Annotated in this window: 26 protein-coding genes; 11 read left to right on the top strand and 15 right to left on the bottom strand. The window is 65.6% G+C overall.

From position 1 onward, the window contains the following. Positions 1-85 precede the first annotated feature (85 nt). Entirely contained in the window at positions 86-721 is a 636-nt protein-coding gene (locus tag AAFG50_RS01335) for a response regulator (RefSeq protein ID WP_011083218.1), read from the bottom strand. Positions 722-887: 166 nt separating this feature from the next. On the opposite strand from AAFG50_RS01335, the gene AAFG50_RS01330 reads away from it, so the two are divergent. Further along, positions 888-1,193 (top strand): hypothetical protein, encoded by a 306-nt coding sequence (locus AAFG50_RS01330; RefSeq protein ID WP_028175690.1) that lies wholly within the window; start codon positions 888-890, stop codon positions 1,191-1,193. A gap of 52 nt (positions 1,194-1,245) precedes the next feature. On the opposite strand, the gene AAFG50_RS01325 is transcribed toward AAFG50_RS01330, so the two are convergent. The 7 genes from AAFG50_RS01325 to AAFG50_RS01295 all read right to left on the bottom strand — a co-directional run bounded on the left by AAFG50_RS01325 (position 1,246) and on the right by AAFG50_RS01295 (position 7,814). Next, positions 1,246-1,749: a response regulator gene (locus AAFG50_RS01325; protein WP_011083220.1), complete on the bottom strand. Its 504-nt coding sequence runs from the start codon at positions 1,747-1,749 to the stop codon at positions 1,246-1,248. A gap of 141 nt (positions 1,750-1,890) precedes the next feature. Next, positions 1,891-2,208, bottom strand: a complete 318-nt coding sequence (locus AAFG50_RS01320; protein WP_011083221.1) for a hypothetical protein — start codon at positions 2,206-2,208, stop codon at positions 1,891-1,893. 2 nt (positions 2,209-2,210) lie between these two features. Further along, entirely contained in the window at positions 2,211-3,089 is an 879-nt protein-coding gene (locus AAFG50_RS01315) for a CheR family methyltransferase (RefSeq protein WP_011083222.1), read from the bottom strand. 61 nt (positions 3,090-3,150) lie between these two features. Continuing rightward, positions 3,151-3,537 carry a response regulator gene (locus AAFG50_RS01310; protein WP_028143851.1) on the bottom strand — a complete coding sequence of 129 codons (387 nt, stop codon included), beginning with the start codon at positions 3,535-3,537 and terminating at the stop codon, positions 3,151-3,153. 31 nt (positions 3,538-3,568) lie between these two features. After that, complete coding sequence (locus AAFG50_RS01305; protein ID WP_011083224.1) at positions 3,569-4,042, bottom strand: chemotaxis protein CheW; 474 nt, start codon at positions 4,040-4,042, stop codon at positions 3,569-3,571. Positions 4,043-4,123: 81 nt separating this feature from the next. Further along, complete coding sequence (locus AAFG50_RS01300; RefSeq protein WP_074076414.1) at positions 4,124-6,925, bottom strand: hybrid sensor histidine kinase/response regulator; 2,802 nt, start codon at positions 6,923-6,925, stop codon at positions 4,124-4,126. A 409-nt stretch (positions 6,926-7,334) separates the two neighbouring features. Further along, the gene (locus tag AAFG50_RS01295; protein WP_028174828.1) at positions 7,335-7,814 is read right to left on the bottom strand and encodes a response regulator; all 480 of its coding nucleotides are present in this window, start codon (positions 7,812-7,814) and stop codon (positions 7,335-7,337) included. Positions 7,815-8,258: 444 nt separating this feature from the next. Between AAFG50_RS01295 and AAFG50_RS01290 the strand changes: the two genes are divergently transcribed. The 4 genes from AAFG50_RS01290 to AAFG50_RS01275 all read left to right on the top strand — a co-directional run bounded on the left by AAFG50_RS01290 (position 8,259) and on the right by AAFG50_RS01275 (position 10,740). Next, a complete protein-coding gene (locus AAFG50_RS01290; protein ID WP_028174829.1) occupies positions 8,259-8,969 on the top strand; it encodes a Crp/Fnr family transcriptional regulator in 711 nt (236 codons plus the stop codon). A 192-nt stretch (positions 8,970-9,161) separates the two neighbouring features. Beyond that, positions 9,162-9,860 (top strand): Crp/Fnr family transcriptional regulator, encoded by a 699-nt coding sequence (locus tag AAFG50_RS01285; RefSeq protein ID WP_171901173.1) that lies wholly within the window; start codon positions 9,162-9,164, stop codon positions 9,858-9,860. A gap of 156 nt (positions 9,861-10,016) precedes the next feature. Then, the gene (locus AAFG50_RS01280) at positions 10,017-10,394 is read left to right on the top strand and encodes an Hpt domain-containing protein (RefSeq protein ID WP_028174831.1); all 378 of its coding nucleotides are present in this window, start codon (positions 10,017-10,019) and stop codon (positions 10,392-10,394) included. Between the two features lie 97 nt (positions 10,395-10,491). Then, positions 10,492-10,740 carry a hypothetical protein gene (locus tag AAFG50_RS01275; RefSeq protein ID WP_011083230.1) on the top strand — a complete coding sequence of 83 codons (249 nt, stop codon included), beginning with the start codon at positions 10,492-10,494 and terminating at the stop codon, positions 10,738-10,740. Positions 10,741-10,795: 55 nt separating this feature from the next. Here AAFG50_RS01275 and AAFG50_RS01270 read toward each other — a convergent pair whose 3' ends face one another. Next, positions 10,796-11,419: a helix-turn-helix transcriptional regulator gene (locus tag AAFG50_RS01270; RefSeq protein ID WP_028174832.1), complete on the bottom strand. Its 624-nt coding sequence runs from the start codon at positions 11,417-11,419 to the stop codon at positions 10,796-10,798. 341 nt (positions 11,420-11,760) lie between these two features. Here AAFG50_RS01270 and AAFG50_RS01265 point away from each other — a divergent pair, with 341 nt between their 5' ends. Both AAFG50_RS01265 and AAFG50_RS01260 read left to right on the top strand, forming a co-directional pair. Further along, complete coding sequence (locus tag AAFG50_RS01265) at positions 11,761-12,924, top strand: hypothetical protein (protein WP_028174833.1); 1,164 nt, start codon at positions 11,761-11,763, stop codon at positions 12,922-12,924. A 334-nt stretch (positions 12,925-13,258) separates the two neighbouring features. Further along, a complete protein-coding gene (locus AAFG50_RS01260; RefSeq protein WP_161532699.1) occupies positions 13,259-13,684 on the top strand; it encodes a hypothetical protein in 426 nt (141 codons plus the stop codon). A 12-nt stretch (positions 13,685-13,696) separates the two neighbouring features. On the opposite strand, the gene AAFG50_RS01255 is transcribed toward AAFG50_RS01260, so the two are convergent. Further along, positions 13,697-13,933: a hypothetical protein gene (locus AAFG50_RS01255; protein ID WP_166466025.1), complete on the bottom strand. Its 237-nt coding sequence runs from the start codon at positions 13,931-13,933 to the stop codon at positions 13,697-13,699. A 34-nt stretch (positions 13,934-13,967) separates the two neighbouring features. On the opposite strand from AAFG50_RS01255, the gene AAFG50_RS01250 reads away from it, so the two are divergent. Next, a complete protein-coding gene (locus AAFG50_RS01250) occupies positions 13,968-15,176 on the top strand; it encodes an EAL domain-containing response regulator (RefSeq protein ID WP_028174835.1) in 1,209 nt (402 codons plus the stop codon). A gap of 173 nt (positions 15,177-15,349) precedes the next feature. Here AAFG50_RS01250 and AAFG50_RS01245 read toward each other — a convergent pair whose 3' ends face one another. After that, the gene (locus AAFG50_RS01245; protein ID WP_028174836.1) at positions 15,350-16,210 is read right to left on the bottom strand and encodes a DMT family transporter; all 861 of its coding nucleotides are present in this window, start codon (positions 16,208-16,210) and stop codon (positions 15,350-15,352) included. Between the two features lie 162 nt (positions 16,211-16,372). Here AAFG50_RS01245 and AAFG50_RS01240 point away from each other — a divergent pair, with 162 nt between their 5' ends. Next, on the top strand, positions 16,373-17,731 hold the full coding sequence (locus AAFG50_RS01240; protein ID WP_049832546.1) for a PLP-dependent aminotransferase family protein: 1,359 nt from the start codon (positions 16,373-16,375) through the stop codon (positions 17,729-17,731). Positions 17,732-17,836: 105 nt separating this feature from the next. Here the strand turns inward: AAFG50_RS01240 and AAFG50_RS01235 are convergent, their stop codons facing one another. Both AAFG50_RS01235 and AAFG50_RS01230 read right to left on the bottom strand, forming a co-directional pair. Beyond that, entirely contained in the window at positions 17,837-18,442 is a 606-nt protein-coding gene (locus AAFG50_RS01235) for a GDYXXLXY domain-containing protein (RefSeq protein ID WP_028174838.1), read from the bottom strand. Beyond that, a complete protein-coding gene (locus AAFG50_RS01230) occupies positions 18,439-19,710 on the bottom strand; it encodes a DUF2157 domain-containing protein (protein WP_028174839.1) in 1,272 nt (423 codons plus the stop codon). Before AAFG50_RS01230 ends, AAFG50_RS01235 begins: the two co-directional genes overlap by 4 nt. Before the next feature lie 397 nt (positions 19,711-20,107). On the opposite strand from AAFG50_RS01230, the gene AAFG50_RS01225 reads away from it, so the two are divergent. Next, on the top strand, positions 20,108-21,211 hold the full coding sequence (locus AAFG50_RS01225; protein WP_028174840.1) for a tripartite tricarboxylate transporter substrate binding protein: 1,104 nt from the start codon (positions 20,108-20,110) through the stop codon (positions 21,209-21,211). Positions 21,212-21,289: 78 nt separating this feature from the next. On the opposite strand, the gene AAFG50_RS01220 is transcribed toward AAFG50_RS01225, so the two are convergent. After that, the gene (locus tag AAFG50_RS01220; RefSeq protein ID WP_028174841.1) at positions 21,290-22,270 is read right to left on the bottom strand and encodes a tripartite tricarboxylate transporter substrate binding protein; all 981 of its coding nucleotides are present in this window, start codon (positions 22,268-22,270) and stop codon (positions 21,290-21,292) included. A 79-nt stretch (positions 22,271-22,349) separates the two neighbouring features. Next, positions 22,350-23,990: an FAD-dependent oxidoreductase gene (locus AAFG50_RS01215; RefSeq protein WP_039186375.1), complete on the bottom strand. Its 1,641-nt coding sequence runs from the start codon at positions 23,988-23,990 to the stop codon at positions 22,350-22,352. A gap of 117 nt (positions 23,991-24,107) precedes the next feature. Here AAFG50_RS01215 and AAFG50_RS01210 point away from each other — a divergent pair, with 117 nt between their 5' ends. Beyond that, positions 24,108-25,001: a LysR family transcriptional regulator gene (locus AAFG50_RS01210; RefSeq protein ID WP_011083242.1), complete on the top strand. Its 894-nt coding sequence runs from the start codon at positions 24,108-24,110 to the stop codon at positions 24,999-25,001. Positions 25,002-25,003 lie beyond the last annotated feature (2 nt).

The following is a 25,003-nucleotide window of genomic DNA, read 5'->3' as shown; positions in this document are numbered from 1 at the left end:
AGCGCGATCCGGAATCTCGAGATTCCGGGTTCGATGCTCCGCATCGCCCCGGAATGACGAAGAAATGTCCGCGACGCAACCGACCCTACGACGCGCGCTGCGCCGCGGTCATCACGATCCGGATCAGGTCGGCGGCATTGCGCGCACCGAGCTTCTTCATGATGTTGGCGCGGTGGTCCTCGATGGTGCGCGGGCTGATGCCGAGAGTGCGGCCGGCTTCCTTGTTGGAAGCGCCGGCGGCGAACTGCTCGAGCACCTCGCGCTCGCGCCGCGTCAACGGCTCGCGTCCGGGGAAATGCAGCGAGCCGAATTTCGGCGCTGCGTTCTCCGCCTGCCTGCGTGCATAGGCGCCGATCGCCTCGTCGAGGCGGCCGACGATCTCGCTGCCGCGGAACGGCTTCTCGATGAAGTCGAGCGCGCCGCTCTTGATGGCGCCCACCGCCATTGTGATGTCGCCCTGCCCGGAGATCATGAAGATCGGCGCCGGATAATCCTCACCGTGCAGCTCCTTCAGAATGTCGAGACCCGACTTTCCGGGAATGTGCACGTCGAGCAGGATCGCAGCCGGTGTGCGGTTTCGCGCGACGGAGAGCAGCGCTGCGCCGTCCGCAAAACAGATCACCTCATAGCCCGCCGCCTTCAACACCATCGACAAGGTGTCGCGAACAGCCGGGTCGTCGTCGACTACGAAGATTTCACCGCGAGAGGTTTGTTCGGCCATGTGCCATGTCCAATTGGCATTAGAGTCCATTCGGCATTGAGGACTCGCGTCCGCGCCAACCGTTATGGCGTTCGGCGCGGATTCGGCCCACCCGTATTTGTACGGGACATAGACTTAACGCACAAGTAGCGGCATGGCGCCTAATTGCGGGGGACGGAGAATATCCATGCTAAATTTGGCCAGCACGCCACCTCTCGTCACGACGCCCGAGGCCGACAGCCGTCAGTTGATTGCGGCCGACCTTCGCTGCCTGATCGCGCAGATCGAGAGCAGCATGCGCCTGATCGACGCAGCCATGATCGATGCAGGCCCGGAGCAGGACGACAACGGCGATCAGGCCGGTTCCGCCGACATTTTCGTGCTCGACGACGTCACGCCGCGCTATGCCACGGCGAGTGCCGCCCTCAACGTCTGCCGGGCGGGCCTTGGCCACGCCCTGCAATACCTGTCGGATTCCGGCGACCCGGTGTAGGTCGCGATCGGCGCGGCGGCGGCTGCATCCGATTGCATGGCAGCTCCGCGCGTCAGGTGCGGTGCCGTTCCACGATCGCGTCGCTGGCGACACCACCCCAGGTGTGGATCGCCGGCAGCCCCATCGCGGTCTTGCCGAGGTTGGCGAGGCTGATGCGCAGGGCCGCCAGATCGAGCGGCTTCGGCAGGCCCTGGAGCTGGATCCCGACGGAGCGGGCGAAGCTGCGGGCGGCGCTGCGGCGCTTGCCGTCCATGCCGCTGATGACGATCACGGCACCGGCGAATTTCGCGTTCGCCATCTCGCGCAACACGTCGATGCCGTCGCCATCCTCCAGCACGAGATCGAGCGTCACGCAGTCGAAGCGCGCGGCGCGGAGCTTCTCGATCGCTTCCGCCACGGACGGCGCCACGGTGACTTCGTGGCCGGCCTGCTTGGCGGCGACCGTGATCAGGCTGCGCTGCGTGGCGTCGTCATCGACCACCAGGAGCTGGAGCGCACGCCGCTCGGCGACGTCGGGCAGGTTCGATGGGACGGGGGAGAGGGAACTTCTGGGCATTGCCGTATTCCTGAGATTGAGACAGGCAATGGATACACGGCGCGCGCTTAGGCCACGTAAAGCCGCCGCGGCAAATTCGCCCGGATGTTTCAGCAAATGTAAAGCAACGTGGCGGAAAGCGCCGGCGCCGCCCCGCGCCGGTCAGGCTGCCGCGTCGTGGCCGCCGGCCGCGCCGCGCTTCTTCCGGTTCTTGCCGCGCAGGAACTGGATGTCCATTTCGGCGCCGTTGACGCGCACCAGCTCGCAGCGGCGGTAGGCTAGGCCGGTGGACGACAACAGCAGGAAGAACTCTTTCAGGTTCAGCCCCTGGATCGAGCCTTCAACCGTGAGGATGGCGTCGGTGTCGGAAATGGCGTTGAGCTTGCAGTCACGGCGCCAGGTGCCGTCGATGGCCATGATGCAGACATCATAGCCGCGACTGAAGGTGACGCGCTCCGCGCCTTTTCCATCCTCGGCCATGCCTATCGTCCCGCCATCACCGCCATGCGCGGCGCCACGCCGGCGAGAGCCGGCTTGGCCACGGCTGCACGCGGATCGTTCGGCTTGTAGAGGCCGCGCCGGTCGGGAATCGGCCTGAACGTATCCGTCAGTCCGACCACGGTTTCGGCGGCACCCAGCACGAGGAAGCCATCGGGCTCGATCTGGCGCGCCAGGCGGTTGAAGATGTTGATCTTGGTGTCCTGGTCGAAATAGATCAGCACGTTGCGGCAGAAGATGACGTCGAACGTACCGAGCTGGGCGAAGTCGTGCAGCAGGTTGAGCTGGCGGTGCTGGATCATCGCCCGCAATTCGGGATTGATCTGCCAGGTCTCGCCGGTCTGCTTGAAATATTTCACCAGCATCTGGATCGGCAGGCCGCGCTGCACCTCGAACTGGCTGTAGACGCCGGCTCTGGCCTTCTCCAGCACCTCCTGCGACAGGTCGGTCGCGATGATCTCGACGCGCCAGCCGGTGAGGGCCGCACCCATCTCCTTCAGGCACATCGCCAGCGAATAGGGCTCCTGCCCGGTCGAACCGGCGGCGCACCAGATCCGCACGCTGCGGCGGCCGGCGCGCGCCTTGATGATCTCGGGCATGATGGTGTCGCGGAAATGATCGAACGGGACCTTGTCGCGGAAGAAGAAGGTCTCGTTGGTGGTCATGGCTTCGACCACGTCGGTGATGAGCGCGCGCGAGCCACCCTGCAGCTTCTGCACGAGCTCGGGGATGCCGGAGAGCCCGGCCTTGCGGGCGAGCGGCAAGAGGCGGCTTTCGATCAGATACTGCTTGTCTGCGGACAGATCGAGACCTGAATTGTCCTTCAGGAACTTGCGCAGATACTCATACTCGGTCGGGGTCACAGATGGCCTCTCGAAAGCTGTACTGAAAACACTCTGGCCGGAACACTCGGGCCAGACACACTCAGACCATGGCTTGTCCGACCGGGATCAAGCCGACTTCAGCGAACTTGTCGGCGATAATGTCTTTGTCGAAGGGCTTCATGATGTATTCGTTCGCGCCGCCGCTGAGCGCCTGGGCGATATGGGCCACGTTGTTCTCGGTGGTGCAGAACACCACCTTCGGCTGGTCGCCGCCGGGCAGGCGGCGCATGTGGCCCATGAACTCGAAGCCGTCCATCACGGGCATGTTCCAGTCGAGCAACACCGCATCGGGCAGTTGCCGCTGGCAGATCTCGAGCGCCTTCGAGCCGTCCTCGGCTTCGGTGACCTGGAATTCCAGGCCTTCCAGGATGCGGCGCGCGATCTTGCGCACGACGCTGGAATCATCGACCACCAAACAGGTCTTCATTTTGGTTCTCCGGCTTCGATGTTTCGTTGGTTCACGCAGCCATTTGCACTTTGGTTTCGAGCTCGAGGACGCGATCGACGTCGAGGACGACCATGAGCTGGCCGTCGAGGCGGTGGACACCGCCGGCGAGCTTGGCCATGCGGGGGTCGAGGTTGACGGGGTTTTCTTCCTTGCCGTCCTCGGGCAGGCGCAGCACCTCGCCGATCTGGTCGATCAGCAGGCCATAGGATTCGCCGCGCAAGTCGACACCGACCGCCATCGGCACCTTGCCGTCCTCGGGCCTCGGCAGGCCGAGGCGGGCGCGCATGTCGACCACGGTGACGATGCGGCCGCGCAGGTTGAGGACGCCGGCGATCTCGCGGGAGGACAGCGGAACGCGGGTGACGCGCTCGGGCATGAACACGTCCTGGACGCGGGAGATCGGCAGGCCGAACAGCTGGCCGCCGATCATCGCGGTGACGTATTCGACCATGGCGCCTTCGGTGGACTGGGTCTTGTTGGCCATCAGCGTATCTCCTGATCCCGCTTTTTCGTTTTGAGCATGATCTCGTCGGAAAACCGCTTCACACTTTTCCGGATCATGCTCTTACGCCGCTGCCCGGCTCAGCTCGGAGGCGCCGGCGGCGCCCGCGGTCTGCTCCTTCAGCGCCGCGATCAGACCGGGACGGTCGAACTTGGCGACATAGTCGTGGAAGCCGGCCTGACGGCCGCGCTCGATCGCCGCCGGCGACACCAGCGCGGACAGGCCGATGATCGGCATCGCGCCCAGATTGTTGTCGGAGCGGATCACCTCGGCGAACTCGAACCCGTTCATGTCGGGCATCTCGATGTCGGTCAGGACCACGTCGAAGCTCTGGGCGCGCAGCGCGGCCAGGCCCTCCTGCGCGGTCGGCGCGGTGCGGACGCGGTAACCGGCCGCCTTCAGGACGGGGGCCAGCATGTTGCGGAAGAACGCGCTGTCGTCGACCAGCAGCACCGACTGCGAGTGCATCGACGGCTTCATCTCCTTGCGGGTGAACCAGTCGGCGAACGCCATCGGCAGGAAGTGGCCGACGTCGATCACCTCGGTGGCCTGCCCCTTGATCACGGCCGAGCCCAGGATGCCCTGGCTGGAGCCGCCGACCTCGATGTTGAGGCGTTCCTCGACGATGTCGATGATCTCGTCGACGACGAGGCCCATGGAGCGGCCGTCGTCGGCGAACACCAGGATCGGCTGGGCGCCTTGGCTCGCAACGGTGACGCTCTCCATGGCGACGAGCGGCATCAGCTGCTCGCGGTACTGCACCATGTAGCGGCCGTTGCTGAACTCGATCTTGTCGGCGGGCAGCTCCTCCAGGCGCGTAACGAGCCCGAGCGGGACCGCCTTGGGCTGGGACGAGCCGGCGCGGAACACCAGCAGCGAAGTGGTCTGCTCGCCACTTCCGATGTGATGCGCCCCGTTCTCGTCGCCCATGTCATGGGCCGAGGAGCCGGCGGCACCCAGCGCCTTGGCAATGCCGTTGGGGTCGATGATCATGATGACGGCGCCATCGCCCAGGATGGTGTTGCCGGAGAACATGTCGATGTGACGCAGTTTCGTCGACATCGGCTTGACCACGATTTCTTCGGTGTGGAAGACGCCGTCGACGACGATGCCGAAGGTCTGGCTGCCAACCTGCGTCACCACGATAAAACCGTTCTCGGGATCGCTGGCCGCGCCGTCGTCGATCTTGAGCAGCTTCTTCAAATGGATCAGCGGCAGCAACTTGTTGCGCAGGCGAAGGACGGCGGTGTCCTTGATGCGCTCGATGCGGTGCTCGCTGTTGGCGCGGGCCCGGACCAGCTCGACGACGGAGAGCTGCGGGATCGCGAAGCGGTCGCCGGCGGCTTCCACGATCAGCGCGGAGACGATGGCCAAGGTCAGCGGGATCTTGATGGTGACGCTCGAGCCCTCGCCGGCCACCGACTTGATGTCGATGGTGCCGCCGATCTGGTCGATATTGGTGCGCACCACGTCCATGCCGACGCCGCGCCCCGACACCGAGGTGATGGCGGCCGCGGTCGAGAAGCCCGGCGCGAAGATGAACTTGTGGATCTGGGCTTCGCTCATCTTCTCGAGCTCGGCCTCGGTGACGAGACCCGAGGAGATCGCCTTGGCCTTGATCCTCTCGGTGTTGAGGCCGCGGCCGTTGTCGGCGATGCAGATGATGATGTGGCCGCCCTCGTGATAGGCGGAGAGGCGGATGGTGCCCTGCTCGCCCTTGCCGGCCGCGAGCCGCTCGGCGGGGGTCTCCAGGCCATGGTCGGCGGAGTTGCGCACCATGTGGGTGAGCGGGTCCTTGATCAGGTCGAGCACCTGGCGGTCGAGCTCGGTGTCGGCGCCGTGCATCTCCAGCTCGATCTGCTTGCCGAGTTCGCTCGACAGGTCGCGGACGATGCGGGGCAGCTTCTGCCAGGCATTGCCGATCGGCTGCATGCGCGTCTTCATGACGCCTTCCTGCAGCTCGGCGGTGACGTTGGAGAGGCGCTGCAACGGCACCTTGAACTCGGTGTCCTCGTTGCGGCGGGAGATCTCCAGCAGCTGGTTGCGGGTCAAGACCAGCTCGGAGACCATGGTCATCAGATGCTCCAGCGTATCCACGTTGACGCGAATCGACTGGTTGGCGATGCGGTCGCCCTCGGAGGCGCCCTCGTCGGCCATCGACTTCTTCGGCGCGGCCTTCTCCTTGGCGGCAGGCTTGGCCGCTTCCTTGGCAGCCTCTTTGGCAACAGGGGCCGGAGCCGGCGCGGGCTCAGCCTTGACCTCGGCTTTGGCAACGGGTGCGGGGATTGGGGCTTCGATCGCGGTCTCGCGGAAGGCGCGCTCGAGCTCGTCCAGCGACACCTCGCCCGGGCGCAGCGGGCGCTCCAGGGTCTGGTCGATCAGCGAACCCGTGGTCATGTCCTTGGCCGGCGCAGCGGCGGCCGGCGCTTCCGGCACCAGCGGCGGGGCGTCAGCAACGGGAGCGGCGCTGCCAGCCGCCATTGCCGCCATGCCCTGCTCGACCATCGCTTCCAGCTTGTCGATGAGATCGCGGTCGGTGCCCTCGGGCTCGGCTTCGGTCGCCTCGAGGCCGGCGAGGATCTCCTTGATGCGGTCGATCGAGGACAGGATCACCGTCACCGCCTGCCCCGTCACCGGCATGCCGTCACGGAACTTGCCCATCAGCGTCTCGCCGGCATGCGCCAGCGCTTCCAGTCGCGGCAAGCCGAGGAAGCCGCACGTCCCCTTGATGGTGTGGACCAGGCGGAAGATGTTATCCAGGATCTTGGCGTTGTTCGGCTCCTGCTCGAACTTCACCAGCTGATTGTCGACGGTGTCCAGGCTCTCGCTGGTCTCCGTCAAGAACTCCCGCAACAGATCATCCATGAGCTACGCCTTACTGAGCTGGACTTCGACGCCTGAGCCACGCTTGGCATCGACGGAGGTCCCCGTCTGGATCGTTAGACATCCCCTTTCACGGTCCCGTTAATTTCATCCTCCGTGCTAATACGGATATTGAAGAGAAGTTTGCGGTTCGGTCACATGCGGCAACGCTTCTCGGTAAAATCGGCACCGAACCGTCGCGAAAAGAAGCGTTAGGTAAACGCGCCGATAACAGCGCGACGACGCGCGCGAAAAAATCCTGCTCGTGAAGGACGATATGCACGGCCCACGTGAAATCGAAGCCGATCGGGAGCGCTCTCGCGACCGTCGCGGCGTGCCCTGCCGGGATCCGCAAGGCCCGCGTTTGTGGTAAACAGACGCTTACCCCGCCGCTACGACGGCCTGCGCTGCGCTAACCCAGGCGCGCGGCCGAGGCAACGTCGTCGGAGCGGTGCTCCGCGAGGCAATCGTTGATGGCGGCGAGCAGAGCGTGCGGCGTGAACGGCTTGCGCAGACAGCGTGCCGCGCCGAGCTCGAGCGCCATCCGGAGGAAATCGGGAGCGGGTGAATTCAGATTTGCGAAAGCGTAGCCGGACATCGCGATCAACGGAATGGTGGGCGCCCGCTCGTGGAACACCCTGATCGATTCGAAGCCGCGCATGTGCGGCATGAAGATGTCGATGATCATCAGATCGAACTGTTCGTGTTCGAGAGCGCGCAGTCCGACCTCTCCTCCTTCGGCAATCGTCACCCGAAAATGGTTTCGCTGAAGATAGACCTCGATGGCCATGCACACCATCGGGTCGTCGTCGACAACGAGAATATGGCACAGACTTTCTGTCCCCGTTTGAGCTTCCCGTTTCGGCGATTCAATAATTGAACCGTGGGGCACGCCTTTCTCCTCTGGTTGGGATCGAAGAACTGACGGTCGCGAACGTCTTTGGCGAAGCCAGGAGGACGGAAACGACGGACGCGAAATCTGCAGCCATGCGGCGCCATGAATCGGTGCGATGTCCGGTCGCTGTAACCACTCGTCCAATAGACGAGGCTGCGCGGACTGACCGGTGTCCGATCGCCGCGCGGATGCAGTGCTCCCGGCTCATGAAGGCCCCCCTGCCACTTTTTCCTGCGCGCCCTCACAGGACTGGCGCGAAGGTTCTCGAGCGAATCAGCGCGCTGTACTTATTTCCGCCGCAAATGCGGCAGCCTGTCTGCCCTCTAACGGGTATATGGACAGCACCACAACCTGTACAATATGCTTTTGTTACCGTGCAACTGAACGACGCAACAGGGCGCTGCATCGATCTTAGGTCGAACGCGCCGGAATTGATCCTGAATGACCACGAGCGGCTTCCTGCCCAATCAGTTGCTGCAAATGCTCGATGCGGCAGATTTCGACCTGCTGCGCCCCCATCTTGCGACGGTCGAAATGGTCAGGGAATCTGTCTTGGGCGAGGCGGGCGCCGCGTTGCGATACGTCTACTTCCCGCACGGCGGGTCCGTTTCGATCACGCTGGGCTTGTCCGAAGGACAAATGATCGAGATCGCAATGCTGAGGCGCGACAGCGTCGTGGGCAGTGGCGCGGCGCTTGCCGACGGCATCGCGCCGGCGGACGCGGTCGTGCTCTTCCCCGGCACGGCTTCCATGCTTGAAACCGCGGCTTTCCGGACGATCGCCGCCGCGAGCGTCCCGTTTCGAAATCTGATGGTGCGTCATGAGCAGGTCCTGCTCGCGCATGCGCAGCAATCGTTGCTCTGCAATACGCTGCACCCGGTCGAGGCCCGGCTGGCGCGCTGGCTCTTGCGCGCCCGCGACCTGTCCGACAGCGCGATCCTTCCGCTGACACAGGAGACGCTGGCACAGATGATGGGCGTGCGGCGCAACGCCATTTCTCTCGTCGCGCATGCACTGCAACGGGCCGGCATTATTCGCTACACCCGCGGGCAGATCGAAATCATCGACCTGCGCGCGCTGGAGACGACGTCCTGCGACTGCCATTCGGCGGTCAAGGCCACCCATTCACGCCTGCTCGGAGCGCTGCGGTGACGAGAAGTCGATGCGACCGTTCTGCATGCCGAGGTGCACACAGCGCCGCGAAGGTGACCGTCGCACTCGGACAACTTGTCCCAATTGCCTATATATCCCGACGGGAACATGATGGAGCTTGCCCGTGCCGGGATCCGCAAATTCGCTCTCGCAAGTCCCTGCCTGACGAGACGGGAGGCAGTTTTGGAAACGATGGTGCGTCCGTCCAACGGTTTCCTGTCCGCGCTCACGGCGGACGATTATGAGCTGATCCGCCCATATCTGCGCACGGTCGAGCTGCCGCACGAGGCCGTGCTGGTCGAGACCGGCGAGACGCTCAAGCGCGCGTTCTTTCCCCACCGCGGCGTCATCTCGCTGGTGGTGAACCTCGCCAAGGGCGAGCATGTGCAGGTCGCCATGATCGGCCGCGACAGCCTGCTCGGCACGCTCTCGACCATGGGCGATACTTGCGCGCTGAACACGGCAATCGTGCTGGTTCCCGGCGTCGCGTCGGTGATGGATCTCGACCGGCTGCGCATCGCGGCCGACCAGAGCGGCACCCTGCGGACGTTGCTCACGCGCCACGGGTTGGCGGTCTACGCTCAGGTCCAGCAGACCGCGGGCTGCAACGCCGCCCATCCGGTGGAATCGCGGCTGTCGCGCTGCCTGTTGCACACCCATGATCTGTCGGGCGACTACCGGCTGCTGCTGACCCAGGAGGCCATGGCGCAGATGATCGGCGCGCGGCGCAACAGCGTGTCGCTGGTCGCCAATACCTTGCAGCAGGCCAATTTCATCCACTACAGCCGCGGGCACATCCAGATCCTGAACCTGGACGGCCTGCGCCAGACCGCGTGCGAATGCTACGCCACGGTGAAAGCCCAGTACGACCGGCTGCTCGGCCAGCGCTGACCGGCGCCGTCGCGTGGTAAACCTGCGGCTAACGCCGGCCTGCAAACACCTGCCGTCCCGCTACCGGAACTGAAATTCAAATGCCGTAGACACGGGCCGGACCTCGCGACGGACGCGCCGCGCGACAAACGGACCGTGACCAAGGCAGGCAAAGCCATGTTTGAAATGACCGTTGCGCCTGCGCAGGCAGCGCCCGATGCCGAGCCCGCGCGCGAGCCGGGCGCGTATGCGGCGCTGGTGCGCGAGATCGGCGAGGACGGTGCCGGCGAAGTGCGCGCCGTGTTCTGGAGCGAGACCTGCGCGCGCCTGCAACTGTTCCGCACGCTCGCGCTCGCGCAGCACCACGCGAAGATCGCGCGCGAAGCGCATTCGCTGAAGAGTGCGGCCGGGACGTTCGGCTATGCCAGGCTCGCGGCGCTGGCGCTGCGGCTGGAGAAGACCGCGGAGACGCTCGGTGAGGCCGAATTCGGTGATCTGCTGGAGCGCATGGATGCCGCCTACGCCGCCGCGCGCGCGCAGGAGCCGCAGGCATAGCGAGACCGATGCAACCCCGCCGTACTTCTACGGTTTGGGATTTTCACAGATGGCTAATCATAGGTGGCGATAGTCGCGGGAAACCAGGAGGGTTTCCATGTTCACCTATGAGACAGTGGACCAGAAGGAGGTCCGTCGCTTCCGTATCGCGCAGTTCAACGGCCGGATGGCGACGGTGAAGGCTGGCGAGTCGACGGTGACCGGCTTCGTGCGCTCGGTGCTGGAGCAGGAATCGAGCACCCCTCCCCGCTGGACCATCACGATCATTCCGAACGCGCCGAAGGAAGAGATCAAGCCGCTGCGCCCCATCTCGCGCGCGCGCGCCTTCTCCGAAGACTATTTCTGAACGCGATCGGCTTCTCCCGCCCCCGCGCCGCCACCGGCGGCGCAAGACAAGAACCTCAATCGATTGAATGCAGCAGCGCCGCGCGGACGAGGTCCGCGGTATTGCGCGCACCGAGCTTGCGCATCGCCTCGGCGCGATGGCTCTCGAACGTGCGCGGACTGATCTGCATCCGAAGCGCACCCTGCTTGTTCGAATAGCCCTCACTGATCAGCCGGAGCACCTCGCGCTCGCGCTTGGTCAGCCGCTTCTGGCCCGACAGGCCCAGGAGTTCGGGACTCGGCACGCGCTGCGGCTGCGGCGCACGGGCGATCTTGGCTTCGGCGTCCTCGATCCGGGGCGGGATCGGCGAGTCAACCTTGTGGGGGCCGGCAAGCTGCTTGATCAGGCCGCAAACGCGCTCGGTCTGCGTCAGCGCATTCTCCACCACCCGCTGCAAATAGGCACGGTCGCCGGTAGCCGGCGCGAGCTGATCGCTGTGATGCTTGATCTCGCCCATGTAGAGCAGGAGCGCAGTCAGGGGGCCGTTGAGCTCGCGGGCGATGGCAGCGGCCATTTCGTCTGCGGCCTTGGCGCGAGCGGCGTTCAGGCGGACGAAATCGAGCTCTTCAGCCGGAGCAGTGCTGCTTTCGTACCATTCCGACGGCCGCGAATCGGTAGCCGTATCGTTCTGTGACCCCATGTGACCTGTTTAGCGGAACCCAGGCCGATCTGTGGTTAACTTTTTGCTCCGTAAGACTACGGTAATTTTGGCAGTTTTGCGCTAAAATACCGGCGTCGGCACAATTTATGCTTGCGCGAAGCTTGCCTTGACCATGCAAGGGTTGAGAATTTCGCCCACTTCCTGGGCAGACGGGCCGAAGCCTCCTTAACCGCCGTCGCCCGGACGGTCCTCCGCCGCCCCCGGATTTTACGGATAAATTAACGGCGACTTGCTTCTCTAGAGCCCGATTGAGAGCGCGCAAATGCCTCCATGCATTGAGCCCGTAGGCTTGCTGGAATCGTTGCGGAAGATTGCGTGCCATGAACGAGATCGATCGGCTGACCGAATTCTTGCAGAGGCTGACGCCGCTGTCGCGCAGCTGTCTGCTCAGCGAGCTCGAACGGCTCGAGCTGTGCGGCATCGACATGCCGGGCTCGGCCGACGTCCAGGCCCGCCTGCGCGCCGAGTTTCGCAAGGACGGTTCGACCCAGGCGCGCGCCACCAGCCCCTCGCGTTATTTCTTCGCCCCGCTCGAGCTGCTGCTGATCGACGGCGCACCCGAGCATGCCAATATGGGGCGAATTTCGCGCAACACCCTCACCCCGATCTGGGAGTGGATCTGCCGCGATCTGCTGCCGACCATGGCGCGCGACTACATCAAGGCGATCAACGACCAGGTCGCCGCCAACAACCCGAAGGAAGTGCTGAAGGTCGCGTCGATCTTCCAAACCAAGGTCGTCAAGGTCCTCGAGAACACCCTCGCATCAGCGGAGAGCGCCGAGTTCGCCCGCGGCAAGCTCGCGCAATACACGGCTTCGCGCAGCGCCTTCGACGACGTGAAGAAGATGCAGCAGGTGCTGCGCGCCGGCGCCGCGCTGCCGAAGTTCGACGAAAAGCTGCCCGAGAAGATCGCGAAATTCGACGACGGCCAGGTTGCCCAGATTACCGCGCAGCTCGATGCCTTCAAGAAGGCTCATCCCGAGGCGCTGCCCTTCGCGCTGGCGCTGGTGGCGCGGCGGCTGAAGACGTCCTGGCAATTGGTGCGCCTCGCCACCAAGGCCGCCGCGAGCAAGAGCGCGGCCGACGTCGCTGCCGCGCCCTATGCCTGCGTCGTTGCCATGGTGCTCGACCGGCTCGACGACAAGCGCCTCGCGCTCAGGATCGCTCTCCGGCACAACCGGGTGCTGGTCGCCCGCGACCTGCTCGCCGAAATCTACGACACCGAATATGCGCTCAAGGTCCGCATCGACGGCATCGAGAATTGCGAATGGGGCGTCCGCCTCCAGCAATTGATGGACGCGATCGCGGCGCTGGTGGCCGCCGAGGTAAGCCGCTTCCCGGCCAATGTCGGACACATTCTCGGCTCGCGCCGGCTACGCAGTCACGATACGCTCGGCGGCAAGCTGTCCTACCTGGCGTGGAAGGGACGCGATGCCGTACAGGACGGCGCGGCGGCGTTTCGCAAATTGATCGGGCAGACCTGACATCCGGCAGCGCAATCAATGCGCGCGCGGCAGGCACAGGAAGCGATCGAGAAATCGCCCTGACAGCACGAACCTGAACCACCAATACAATATTCGCCGCGTCGTCATTGCTGCGATCCTCGACAGCCCACCACCGGCTGCCTGAAGCAATAGCGCAGGTGCAGCAAACCGCATGTGATCTGCTTCACACTTGCGCCGTCGCGGCCACGCATTGTCGCAGAACCGTCACGAGCGGAGGCGGAACATGCGCGCATCGCGCGAAAATGAGTTCTTCGGCCGTAGCTGCCGCTCTTATCCTCCGATGCACGGCATGAGCATTGGGAAGGAATCCGCGATGAGATCGAACCGACGGACATTGACGATGGCGGCCCTGCTTGCGGGCGCGCTGGCGCTCACATCGACGACGATGGCACAGACGTCGCCGCCGCAAGGCAATGCCGCGCCGACCGCCGACAACGCGGTGCTGCTCACCGTCTTCTTCAAGCACGACCAGTCCCGCCCGCTCAACGAGCTGAATGCGCAGCTCGATAGGCAGGGATTCCACAAAGCGTTTCCGCCGCCCGGAATCGAGGTCGTGAGCTGGTACGTGATGATGGGCATCGGCCAGGTGATCACGCTGCGCCTGCCGGCTTCGCGGCTGCGCGAGGTCAATCGCGTCATCGAGGATACCGCGTGGGGCTCGTACCGCACCGAGTTCTATCCGACCTATGATTACAAGGCGGTCGGGATGGCTCAGCACGACAAAGCCACAGCCAATTGAGGCGAGCGTTATTCAATTGGGCGACACGCGAACGGCTTCGTCCAATTGCAGGACACCGGTCTTGATCTCGCCGCGGCCGCATCTTTCAAAAATCTCTCGCGATGACCGTGTCATGCGCCCGTCACGCACGGTCAGACGTAAAGATTCTTCGAAGAAGATCCGAACAATTTTAGGAATGATGAGGGCTTTAACGTTACCCAGATAATCCGACGATCGACTGAAGCCCTCCATATTTGAAACTGCTCCCATCGCTAACACCGTCGCGGAACGGGAGTGGTTTGCGATGAACGATCAAATTGTAGAACTCGCCGGCGGAAGGCCCAGAACCTTCGGACGGCGAAAGGTAACGCCGCGCGCTTGCGTCGCCGACGGCAAGCGCCATCTGCGTGCTTTCCTCGCCGAGGTGCTGGAGGATCTCGGCTTCGTCACGACCGAATGCGCCAGCGCGGAGGAGCTGCAAACCGTACTGACGCGCGAGCTGCCGGATCTGATCCTGCTCGGAATCGCCGCCGACGGCATCGAGCCCGGGACATTTCTGCAGACGCTGGTTCGCGAGGCATTCGACGGCAAGGTTCTCGCCGTCGGCGCCCGCGAGTCGATCATCGTCAGGGCCGTGCAGCAGGTCGGCGAGGAATATGGCCTTGCGATGCTGCCGCCGCTGACCACGCCCTTTGCCGCCGAGACGCTGCGCGAGCGCGTCGCGATGCTGCTGCCGGAGGAGCCGGCGCCGAGCCCGGCCGTGCATGTCGGCGAGGCCCTGCATGCCGGCTGGCTCGAGCTCTGGTATCAGCCCAAGATCGACGCGAGGACGCTGATCCGCAACGGCGCCGAGGCACTGGTGCGGATCCGCCACCCGACCTGGGGCGTGGTGCCGCCCGCCTATTTCATCCCCGAGGCGCACGATCCGCATCTGCGCGACCTGTCCGAATTCGTGATCGGGCGCGCCGTGCAGGACTGGCACTATCTGCTGGAGCACCAGAGCCCGGTCGATCTCTCGATCAACCTGCCGGCCTCGTATCTGAAGGAGCCGCAGGCCGTGCGCGATCTCTGCCGGCGCGTGCCGACGCATCCGGCCTTCGGCGGACTGACGATCGAGATCGACAGCGAGGAGGCGATCCGCGACCTCGATCACCTCGCCGAGGTGGCGCGGGAAGTGCGCCTGCACAATATCGGCCTGTCGATCGACAATCTCGGCGCCAACTGGCCGTCGCTGATGGACCGGGACAGGCTCCCCTTCATCAAGCTGAAGGCCGATCGGCACTTCGTCACCGGCAGCGGCAATGACCGCCTCAAGCGCACGGTGTGCCGCCACATCGTCGAGCTTGCGCAGGGCTACGGTGCGTGCGCGATCGCCGAAGGCGTCGAGAGCCGCGCCGACCTCGTCGCCGCGAACGAGCTTGGCTTCGACTTCGTGCAGGGCTTTCTGTTCGGCAAGCCGATGCCGCTGAAGAAGTTTGCCCGTTCGACGCTGACGAAGACGGTGATGGAGTGAGCGCGTTCGCGGCGATCGCGCTCGCAAGCGTGCACTGTCGATTGCTTCGAAGCGCTTCCGGCGTGCCACGCGCGAGTGTCGTGATCCCGCGCGCGTTCGCCGTGATGCAAGGCAATTCGGAGAACTACGCTGTTGCCGCGCGAACATCCGTCGGCTGCGGCAATGGGCTGTCGTCAGGCAAACCGCCGCGCGAAGAAGACGCAGACGACCACGAGCGCGGTCGCGGCGATCATGCTCCATGCGACCGGCTCATGCAGCAGGAAGCCGGCAAGCGCGAGACCGAAGAACGGCTGGAGCTGCTGCAACTGACCGACGCGCGCGATGCCGCCGATCGCAAGGCCGCGGTACCAGAAGATGAAGCCGACGAACATGCTGAAGATCGAGACGTAGGCGAGCCCGATCCAGGCCGGCGCACCGACGCCGCTCCATGTCGACGGCCAGGTCAGGATCGCGACCGGCACCATCAGCGGCACCGCAAGCAGCAGCGCCCAGGAGATCACCTGCCAGCCGCCGAGGCGGCGCGACAAAGCGGCGCCTTCGGCATAGCCGAGCCCGCACAGCACGATCGCGGCGACCATCAGCAGATCGCCGGCGAGTGACGCCGAGCCGTCGTTGGAGAGAGCAAAGCCACCCACCGTGGCGCTGCCGAGGATCGCGAACAGCCAGAACAGCGGTCTTGGCCGCTCGCCGCCGCGCAGCACGGCGAAGATCGCGGTCGAGAGCGGTAAGAGGCCGATGAACACGATCGAATGCGCGGAGGTGATGTGCTGGAGCGCAAGCGCCGTCAGCAGGGGGAAGCCGACCACCACGCCGATCGAGACGATGGCGAGCGAGGCGAGATCCTTTCGCTGCGGCCGCGCCTGACGGAGCAGGCCGAGCACGGCCGCGCCTATCAGCGCGGCGATGACCGCGCGCGCCGACGTCAGGAACAGCGCGGAGAAGCCGCCGACCGCCACGCGCGTCGCCGGCAGCGAGCCGCTGAAGATGATGACGCCGAGAAGCCCGTTGCCCCAGCCGCTGCCCGCCGATTGCATGTCCGCCTCGCCTTCTTGGGCAGCGATACTCGGCCTTCACCGGTGGCAAGAACAGCCACAATCCAGTACAATCCGGCCAAACTGTATGGGTATGGAAGGCGGTACACCTTGGACAGCGGGGCGCTGACGAAAGGCCGGGGCGGCACCCGGACCGTTGATGTGATGAGCGCGATCCGCGCCAAGGTCGCGGGCCGCGCGCTCGGTGCCGGCGACCGCCTGCCGTCGATCCGCAGCCTTGCCGCGACGATGGGTGTTTCGCCCTCCACCGTCGTCGAGGCCTATGATCGCCTCGCCGCCGAAGGCCTGATCCGCCCCCGTCGTGGCTCCGGTTTCTACGTCTCGCCGACCGTCACGCCGCCCCTTGCGTTGACCGAGGTCGAGCCGCGCCGCGACCGGGAGGTCGATCCGTTCTGGGTTTCGCGGCAATCGCTCGATGCCGACGAAAGCGTGCTCAAACCCGGCTGCGGCTGGCTGCCGCCGGAGTGGATGCCGGAAGAGGCCCTGCGCCGCGCCGCTCGCGCGCTCGCCCGCACTGATGCGAGCGTATTGACCAATTACGGTTCGACATCCGGCTCCCTCGCCCTGCGCCGGCTGCTGCTGACGCGGCTCGCAGAAGACGCAATCGAGGCTTCGGCCGACCAGTTGATGCTGACGGGTTCAGGCACGCAGGCAACCGACTTGATCTGCCGCTTCCTGCTGCGTCCCGGCGACACCGTGCTGGTGGACGATCCCTGCTACTTCAATTTTCGCGCGCTGCTGCGAGCGCATCAGGCCAGGATCGTCAGCGTTCCCTACACGCCGTCGGGTCCGGATGTCGCGCGCTTCGAGCAGATTCTCGCCGGCGAGCGGCCACGGCTCTACATCACCAATTCAGCGCTGCACAATCCGACCGGCGCGACGCTCTCGCTCCAGACCGCGCACCGGCTGTTGACCGCGTCCGCGGCGCACGACCTCACCATCGTCGAGGACGACATTTTTGGCGACTTCGAGCCGGAGCGCTCGCCGCGCCTGGCCGCACTCGACGGCCTCAATCGCGTGATCCGCATCGGCAGCTTCTCCAAGACACTCTCGGCCTCGGTGCGCTGCGGCTACATCGCAGGGCGCGCCGACTGGATCGAGCATCTCGTCGATCTCCAGGTCGCAACCAGTTTTGGCGGCCCGAGCCCGGTCGCGACCGACATCATCGCCAGGGTGTTGGCCGGCGGCAGCTATCGCAAGCACATGGACGAGCTCAGGCAAAGGCTCACGCGCGCCCGGCGCGAGGTGGCACGCAAGCTCCAGGCGCTCGGCATCGAGCCCTGGCTGATGCCGCGCGGCGGCTTCTTCCTCTGGTGCCGTCTCCCGGATGGACAGGATGCCACCGCCGTTGCGCGCGCCGCGCTCGAAGAGGATGTCGTGCTCGCACCGGGCAACGTGTTCAGCGTGTCGCAGACGGCATCGCGCTTCATGCGGTTCAACGTGGCGCAGATGAGCGATCCGCGGATGTGGGACGTGATGCGACGAGCGTTGAAGGCCAAATGATCGGCGCCTAGGACGCTGGTTTGAGGTCGAGCCGAGTTCGGCCGACAGCGATGCTCTCTCCGTTCCCTCCGTTGGGGGAGCAGGCGAGTCTCATCTCATCGGGTCCTAGTACAACGGCTCCTCGTACACCGGCTCGCCGTCGAGCAGCAGGCGCTTGATCGCGGCGCGGCCTGAGGGCAGCACGGCGGCGACGACCCGCAGCTTCTGCTGATTGCGGGCCTGCTCGAGCTTCTTGCCCTCGCCTTCGGGCACGAAATAACTTTCGAGACCGTATTTGATTGTGAGCTTGTCGCAGAAGGTGCGGCCGGGCGAACCGCAGGAATAGGGGACACGGCCGCGGATCAGCACTTCGGCCGCCGTGACCGCGACAGGCTCGGCGTGAACCGAGACGGCCTCGTAAAGCCCGTTGGCATTGGGCGCGAGCTTGACGAACACAACGGAATTGCGCTCGGCCGCCGGCTTGCCGGCAAGCGCGCCGGCCGGCAGTTGCGAGATGTCGTAGCGGAGCACGACATAGTCGCCGCGCAAGAGATCGCGGGGATCGACTGGCTGCGTCTGCAAGGTCACCTCACGGCCTTCGCGCAGGATCTGCATGCGATCGGCGACCATCAGGACCAGCAGCACGCATTGGACCAGGACGGCGACACCGAATAGCACAGCTTTCGGGATGCGCTGCCAGAGCCTGATGACGGAAGCGACCAGTTCCATCATCGCCCCGCCCTCGGCAGTGCGCGATTGAGCGCGGTTGCAAATGCGACGGCAACGACGCCGGCCGCCGCAAGGAAGGCCGAGCGGCGCAGCAGCGAGCCCTTCACCGCCCAGGTGATGCCGGCGATGACGCCGGCGATCCCGAGCCAGCCGGCCACGATCCGCGGACGCACATCATCGAGCATGCCGGAGACGACGAGGCTGAGCATGGCGCAGAGCAGCGCAGCGTAGGCGAACCAGGGCTCTCCGGCGGTGGATACCGGCCACAGCGGAACTGCGAGCAGGGCGAGCCCGATTGAACATCCTGCAAGGATTTCACCTGCGCGCTTGGTGATCCCGGCGGACGCGAGAGCGAGGATCACACCCGCAGCCCCGCACAGGATCGCCCAAAGCGGCTGGGCTGGCGCACTGCCGGTCCGAAAGCGAATGATATCGTCGACCGTCGTCACCTCCAGGAACGCGACCACGGCCAGCGAAAACGCCCCGTAAATCGATAGAACGGTCCCGAGACGAAGCGCTCTCGGCGACGGCGCTGCGGCGATCGCGAGCCCGGCGCCGAACAGCAAGGCGGCGCCGTTCGCGAGCACGAATGACGGCTGAGCACCATCGAATTCGAAGCGAAGCGACGTCGCGATCCACCACGGCAGCACCGCGATCGCGACGAGGTGGGCCGCGACGCGGGAATTCCACGCAAACGCAAGAGCGGCGGCGAGGAGCCACACCGCCACGAACGGAAGATGCAGCGCGTCCGGCGCGTCGTAAGTCCGCATGCAGGTCCAGATGCAGGCGGCCACGAGGGCGACCGCAAGCGCGCCGCGCGATTCGGTCAGCAGCGCCGCTGCGAACGCGCCGATCGACCACAGCAGCATGCCGCCGGCAAAATCCTCGCCGAGATGGTACATCTGACCGACCAGGGCAATACCCGCGCCGAAGATGACCGCGCCGATGCTCGCGCAGAGATCGGCAAGAATCGTGCGCCCCTTCGCCGCGAACCACGCCCCAAGGCCCCCTGCGACGACCATGCCGGCAAGCAGGATTCCGAACCGCAGCAGCCGCGCGATCTCCGTCCAGTGCGCCGCGACGAAGGCGAGGAAAGCTGCTGCGATCAACAGGCCGCCAACGATGCCGACGACCACCGCGATGTTGACGCCGGGCGACAACGGCGGCAGCGCATTGCGGATCGAGACGGCGGCCGCTGGCGCGATCACGCCGTCCGCTTCCCATTGCGCCAGATCAGCTTCGAGGCGCTGCCGGTAGGTTTTGTCGAACATCGTCGTGAATCACCTCGCTCCCAGCCGGCCGGCGGGCTGCTGTTGGTCGGGCCGCGACGGTAGCAGGTTCAACCCGTCACTGCTGCGGTTGCGGCACACCGGGTTGTGGATTGCTGCGCAGTCAGCCGACAAGGCTCCGTTCGCGGATCGCCTGCGCACCCGCGAGAATGCCGCGCTGGAGCGCGCGTGCGGCCGGCGACAGATCGCGGCCGATGCGCCAGGAAGCTGCCCTCGCGGACGGTGCTGACAAACGGTCCCATAGCCTGAAGGCGATCTATCTTTTCATATTCTGCAAAAGAGATGCTCGGACTGCGCCAATGGTTTGAAGAGACTCAAGGCTGTAGCCTTCGGTCAACATGGCCGTAAACGGCCACGCTGCAACGGGGGGACTGCATCCATGGAATTCTTGGCGCAGCAGCGCGGCTATCATCAGACCTCGCGACAGGTGATCAACAACGTGGTCGAGCAGACCGGCGCGCGCAGCGGCCTGAGCGGTCGCCCCGTCGGGACGGTGAGGAGAGCGCTCCTGTGTCTCGTCGCCGCGACGACGCTGGCGCTCCAGGCCGGCGCCGCGGGGGCCCAGACGGCCGCGGAATCCTGGCCGAACCGCGCGATCACCTGGGTGGTGCCGTTCGGGGCTGGCGGCGTCACCGACCTCGTCTCGCGCAAGATCGCGGAGCTGCTGCGGACGCGGCTTGGGCAGCCGGTGGTGGTGGAGAACCGACCCGGCGCTGGCGGGACCATCGGGACAGAGTTCGTTGCCCGGGCCCAACCCGACGGCTACACCGTGCTCTACGCCTCCGGCGGGCCTATGACGATCCAGCCGAACCTGGGGCTGGCGAAGCTCAACTACGACCCGCTCAAGAGCTATATCCATGTCCGCGGCGTGAGCTCGGCAAACCAGATCCTCGTCGCAACCTCGGCAGCGCCCTACAGCACGCTGGCTGAGTTCGTCGCCTACGCGAAGACCAACCCGGGCAAGGTCAACTTCGGCTCCCCCGGCCCCGGCACCGCCCAGCACCTCGCCGGCGAGATGTTCCAGGCGGCCGCCGGCATCAAGCTGACCCATGTGCCCTACAAGTCGGGCTCGAGCCAGATGACCGACATGATGTCGGGCATCCTGGACGTCTCCTTCGACTACCTCACCGTGCTCAGGCCGCTGATCGACACCGGCAAGGTCAAGGTGCTCGGCACCACCGGCACGGCGCGGCTGGCCGCGTTGCCCGACGCGCCGACGGTGCTCGAGGCCGGCTACCCGGACGCCGTCAGTGTCGGTTCGACCTGGGTCTCGGTCCCGGCCGGGACCGACCCGAGAATCGTGGGCAAGCTCTCTGAGGCGCTGGCCGCGGTGCTCGCCGACCCCGGCATCGTCGCGGACCTCGCCACCAACGGCCAAGTGTCGATTGCCGACAAGGGGTCGGCCGAGATGGGACCGTTCATCGTCGAGGAGACCGCACGCTACAAGCGGGTGATCGAGAGCGCGGGCATCGCCGCGCATTAGCTCAGGCGCACGGTTGCCGGCATCGCACACTCGAGGGAGCGGCCGTCGGCGTGGCGCCGACCGATCGTGATGCCAGTTCTAGTTCGCCTTGATGCCGGCTTCGCTGATGAGCTTGCCCCATTTCGCGCTTTCGCTTTGAATGAAGCGACCGAACTGCTCCGGCGACATTGGCGCGGGCTCTGCGCCGAGGGTCCTGATCTTCTCGGCCACGGACGGGTCCTTCAGGGCTTTCGTGAAAGCCTCGTTCAGCCTGGCGACGATGTCGGCGGACGTGCCGGCCGGCGCAACCAGCCCGAACCAGCCGACGGATTCGAAACCCGCAATGCCGCTCTCGGCCAGAGTCGGCACATCCGGCAGGGATGCAAGGCGGCGCGCTGAGGAAACGCCGATCGCGTTGAGCTTGCCTTCGAGGATCAGTTGCTTCGATGCGGGAATATCCAGCACAGCAAAGGGGACATGTCCTGCGAGGACGTCGACCGTCGCGGGCGCGGTCCCGCGATACGGGACCAGCTCCATGGCGATCCCGGTCCTCTGCGTAAACAGCGCGGCCGTCAGATGCATGGCCGTCGAATTGCCGCCATGTCCGATCGACAGCGCACCCGGCTTTGCCTTGGCGAGCGCGACCGTCTCCGCCGTCGTGTGCGCAGGTATGTTCGCGGAGGCGACGAGCACGAAGGGAATTTCCGCAAGCAGCGTGATCGGCGCGAGATCTTTCAGCTCGAACGGCATCGACGAATTGAGATGCGGGTTCACCGTCAGCGCGCCCGCCGGCGCGACGCCGAGCGTGTAGCCGTCGGGCTTGGCCTGCGCGACCGCGGCCATGCCGATGTTGCCTCCAGCGCCTGCGCGGTTCTCGATCACCAGGCTCTGCTTGAGCTCGGCGGTGACGAGCGGCTCGAGCGCACGGATCACGGTGTCGGCGCTGCCGCCGGGCGGGAAGGTCACGATGATCTTGATCAATTGCTCCGGATAGGCGGCTTTGCCCGCCGTCAGCGGCAGCACGGCGAAAGTCGCGACCGTCAGCACGGCCAGAATGCGGCGCCTTGCAACGTGAAACACGTTCCCCTCCTCGGTACGTTCTTGCTTGTGAACCACGACCGGGCCGCCTTCGCCGCCAGACCGTCCGCTTCAAGCCGCCTTACGCTGCAGCGCCGGTGATGCGCGCCAGCAAGCCTTGTGGATCCGCGGGCGCGACCTGCCCGCGCCAGGCGATGTGCTGGTCGGGCCGCGCCAGCACCAGCTTCTCGGCATAGGTGCCGTTCGCCTCATCGGGCGCGATGTCGACCAGCGCGAGCGGGATGCCGCGCTCCCTTGCGGCGGATTGCAGCCGCGCCACATCGATCGCCGGGTCGAACCGCAACAATGTGTAGCCGGCTCCGAATGCATCGTAGAGCGATCGTCCGTCGCGCAGGAACAGATGCGGCGCGCGGGCGCCCGGCACAGTGGAGGGCGTGAAGCTGCCCATCGCGTAAGCCGGCGGCGTTTCGCCGTCATAGGCAATGATCGGCGAGGCATCGTAGTAGTAGCCGAAATTGAGACCCGCGCAGCAATATTGCTGCACGTTGAGATCGTAAGCCGCCCTGGCCAGCGTTGCGCGCGCCGCCTGGCCGCGCGGCGTGTCGTCCTCGATCTCCGCGGACACGCCGCCGCGCTGCGCCATCATCTTCATCGCGTGGTCCATCGCGAAGCGCGACACCTGCTCGGTGATGGGCTGACGCTCCGCTTCATATGCGTCGAGGATCGAAGCCGGCGCCCACCCGTTCAGATGCGCCGCCAATTGCCAGCAGAGATCGACAGCGTCGGCAATGCCCGCATTCATGCCGTAGCCGGCATAGGGCATCCACAGATGCGCGGCGTCGCCACAGATGAAGACCCTGCGGTCGCGGAAGCGATCGGCCACGAGGCGACGCCCGACCCAATCCTCCTTGCTGAGGACGCGGTATTCGAAGCGCTCGTCGACGCCGAGGATGGCGCGGATCGCCCAGTCGCGATCGACCGAATCGAACTCGGGCTCGTCGGGCTTCAGATGATTGTGGATCAGCCAGCGGTCGTGGCCGTCGATCGCAACCGTCGTGCCCGAGCGTCGCGGGTTGAGCGAGAGCACCATCCAGGCCGGCTTGTGCGCGCCCATCAGCTCCTTGAGCTGCGGGGCTTCGATGAAGGTCGATTGCACGCGCTGGATCACCGGCGTGCCGGAGAGGCTCGCGCCGATCGATTTGCGAACCAGGGAACGGCTGCCGTCACAGCCGATCACGAAGGACGCTTCGATGCGAAGCGAGCTCCCGCTGTCGAGGTCGCGCGCCAGTGCGACCACATGGTCGTCGCCCTTTTCGATGTCAGTGATTTCCGTGCGCGCCAGAATGGTGATGCGCGCTTGAGCGGCCGCATGGCTGAACAGGATCGGCTCGAGGTAGACTTGGTTGATCCGGTGCGGCGGCTCGGGCGTCGGCCACCAGGTGTCGGGACCGCCGGTTGCGCTGTAACGGCGCGCGCGGGAGGGAATGTCGATGCGGCACAGCTCGATGCCGGTCGCCGTGGTCCGATAGGAGCAATCGTTCGGGAAGTCCGCCGGCAGGCCTGCGTCGCGCAGCTTTGCGGCGACGCCGAGCCGGCGGAAGACTTCCATCGAGCGCGCCGAGACGTGATTGCATTTGACGCTGGGCGGATCGCCGGCATGGCGGATCTCCGCGACGACGACGTCGATCCCGCGCGAGGCCAGATCCATCGCCGCGGTCAGTCCCACGGGCCCGGCGCCCACGACCAGCACCTGTGTCCTCATGCTCGCCTCCGCTCCCCTTGCCGTACGGCGGATTCTCCGACCGCGCGGCATGCATTTTATTGCAGACTCGCTTATGAGATAAGCCAGAAAGAACTCATCAATTCATGAGCCCTGCCTATGAATGTCACTTTGCGCCAATTGCGGGCCTTCACCGGCGTCTATCGCACCCGCAGCATCACGCGGGCCGCGCGCGAGCTCGGGATCACGCAGTCGGCGGCGAGCCTGTTGATCCAGCAGCTCGAAACCCAGCTCGGCGTCAAACTGTTCGATCGCTCCACGCGTTCGGTGCAGCCGACCTTGGCGGCCGACGAGGCGTTCCATTCCGCCGAACGGATGCTGGGCGATGCGCTGGGCCTGTCACGGCGCATGCGCGACCTCGCGCAAGCGCGCGCCGGCCGCGTCGCGTTTCTGGCATCGGCCGGCGCCGCCTCGGCGCTGCTGCCCCTGGTGCTGGCGAAATTCCGTGCGGCCCATCCCGACATCGAGATCGACATGCGGGATGTCGCCGCCGACGATCTCGTTCCGCGCCTGATCGCAACCGACGCGGAGTTCGCCATCGGCAGCGTGGAAGGTGAATTCGCGGAGATGACGATCGAGACGCTGACCCGCGGGCGCCTGAGCGCGATTGGCCGGAGCACAGCCGACTTCGCCGCGCGGCGCGCGCTGACATGGGACGAACTGGCACAGCTCCCGACGATCGCGATGCGGCGCGAGACGCGGATCCGCATGCAGATCGATCAGGCGCTCGGCGCGCAGGGCAAGCACCTCAATCCAACCTATGAGGTGACGCTGATCAACACCGCGCTCGCTATGACCGCGCAGGGCCTCGGCCTCGCCATTCTCCCCGCGACGATGCTGCCGGCCGATCAGTTCCCGACGCTGATCGCAAGACCGCTGATCCGCCCGGCCATCACCCGGCCGGTGTCGCTGCTGCAGCGTCAGGGCCGGACGCTGTCGCCGGCCGCGCAGGCGTTCGTGGCGATGGCGCGGACGGTGCTGGCGGGTCCGTAATC

Source organism: Bradyrhizobium sp. B039, from assembly GCF_038965675.1.
GTDB lineage: Bacteria > Pseudomonadota > Alphaproteobacteria > Rhizobiales > Xanthobacteraceae > Bradyrhizobium > Bradyrhizobium diazoefficiens.
This window is presented reverse-complemented; position numbering and strand designations above follow the sequence as displayed.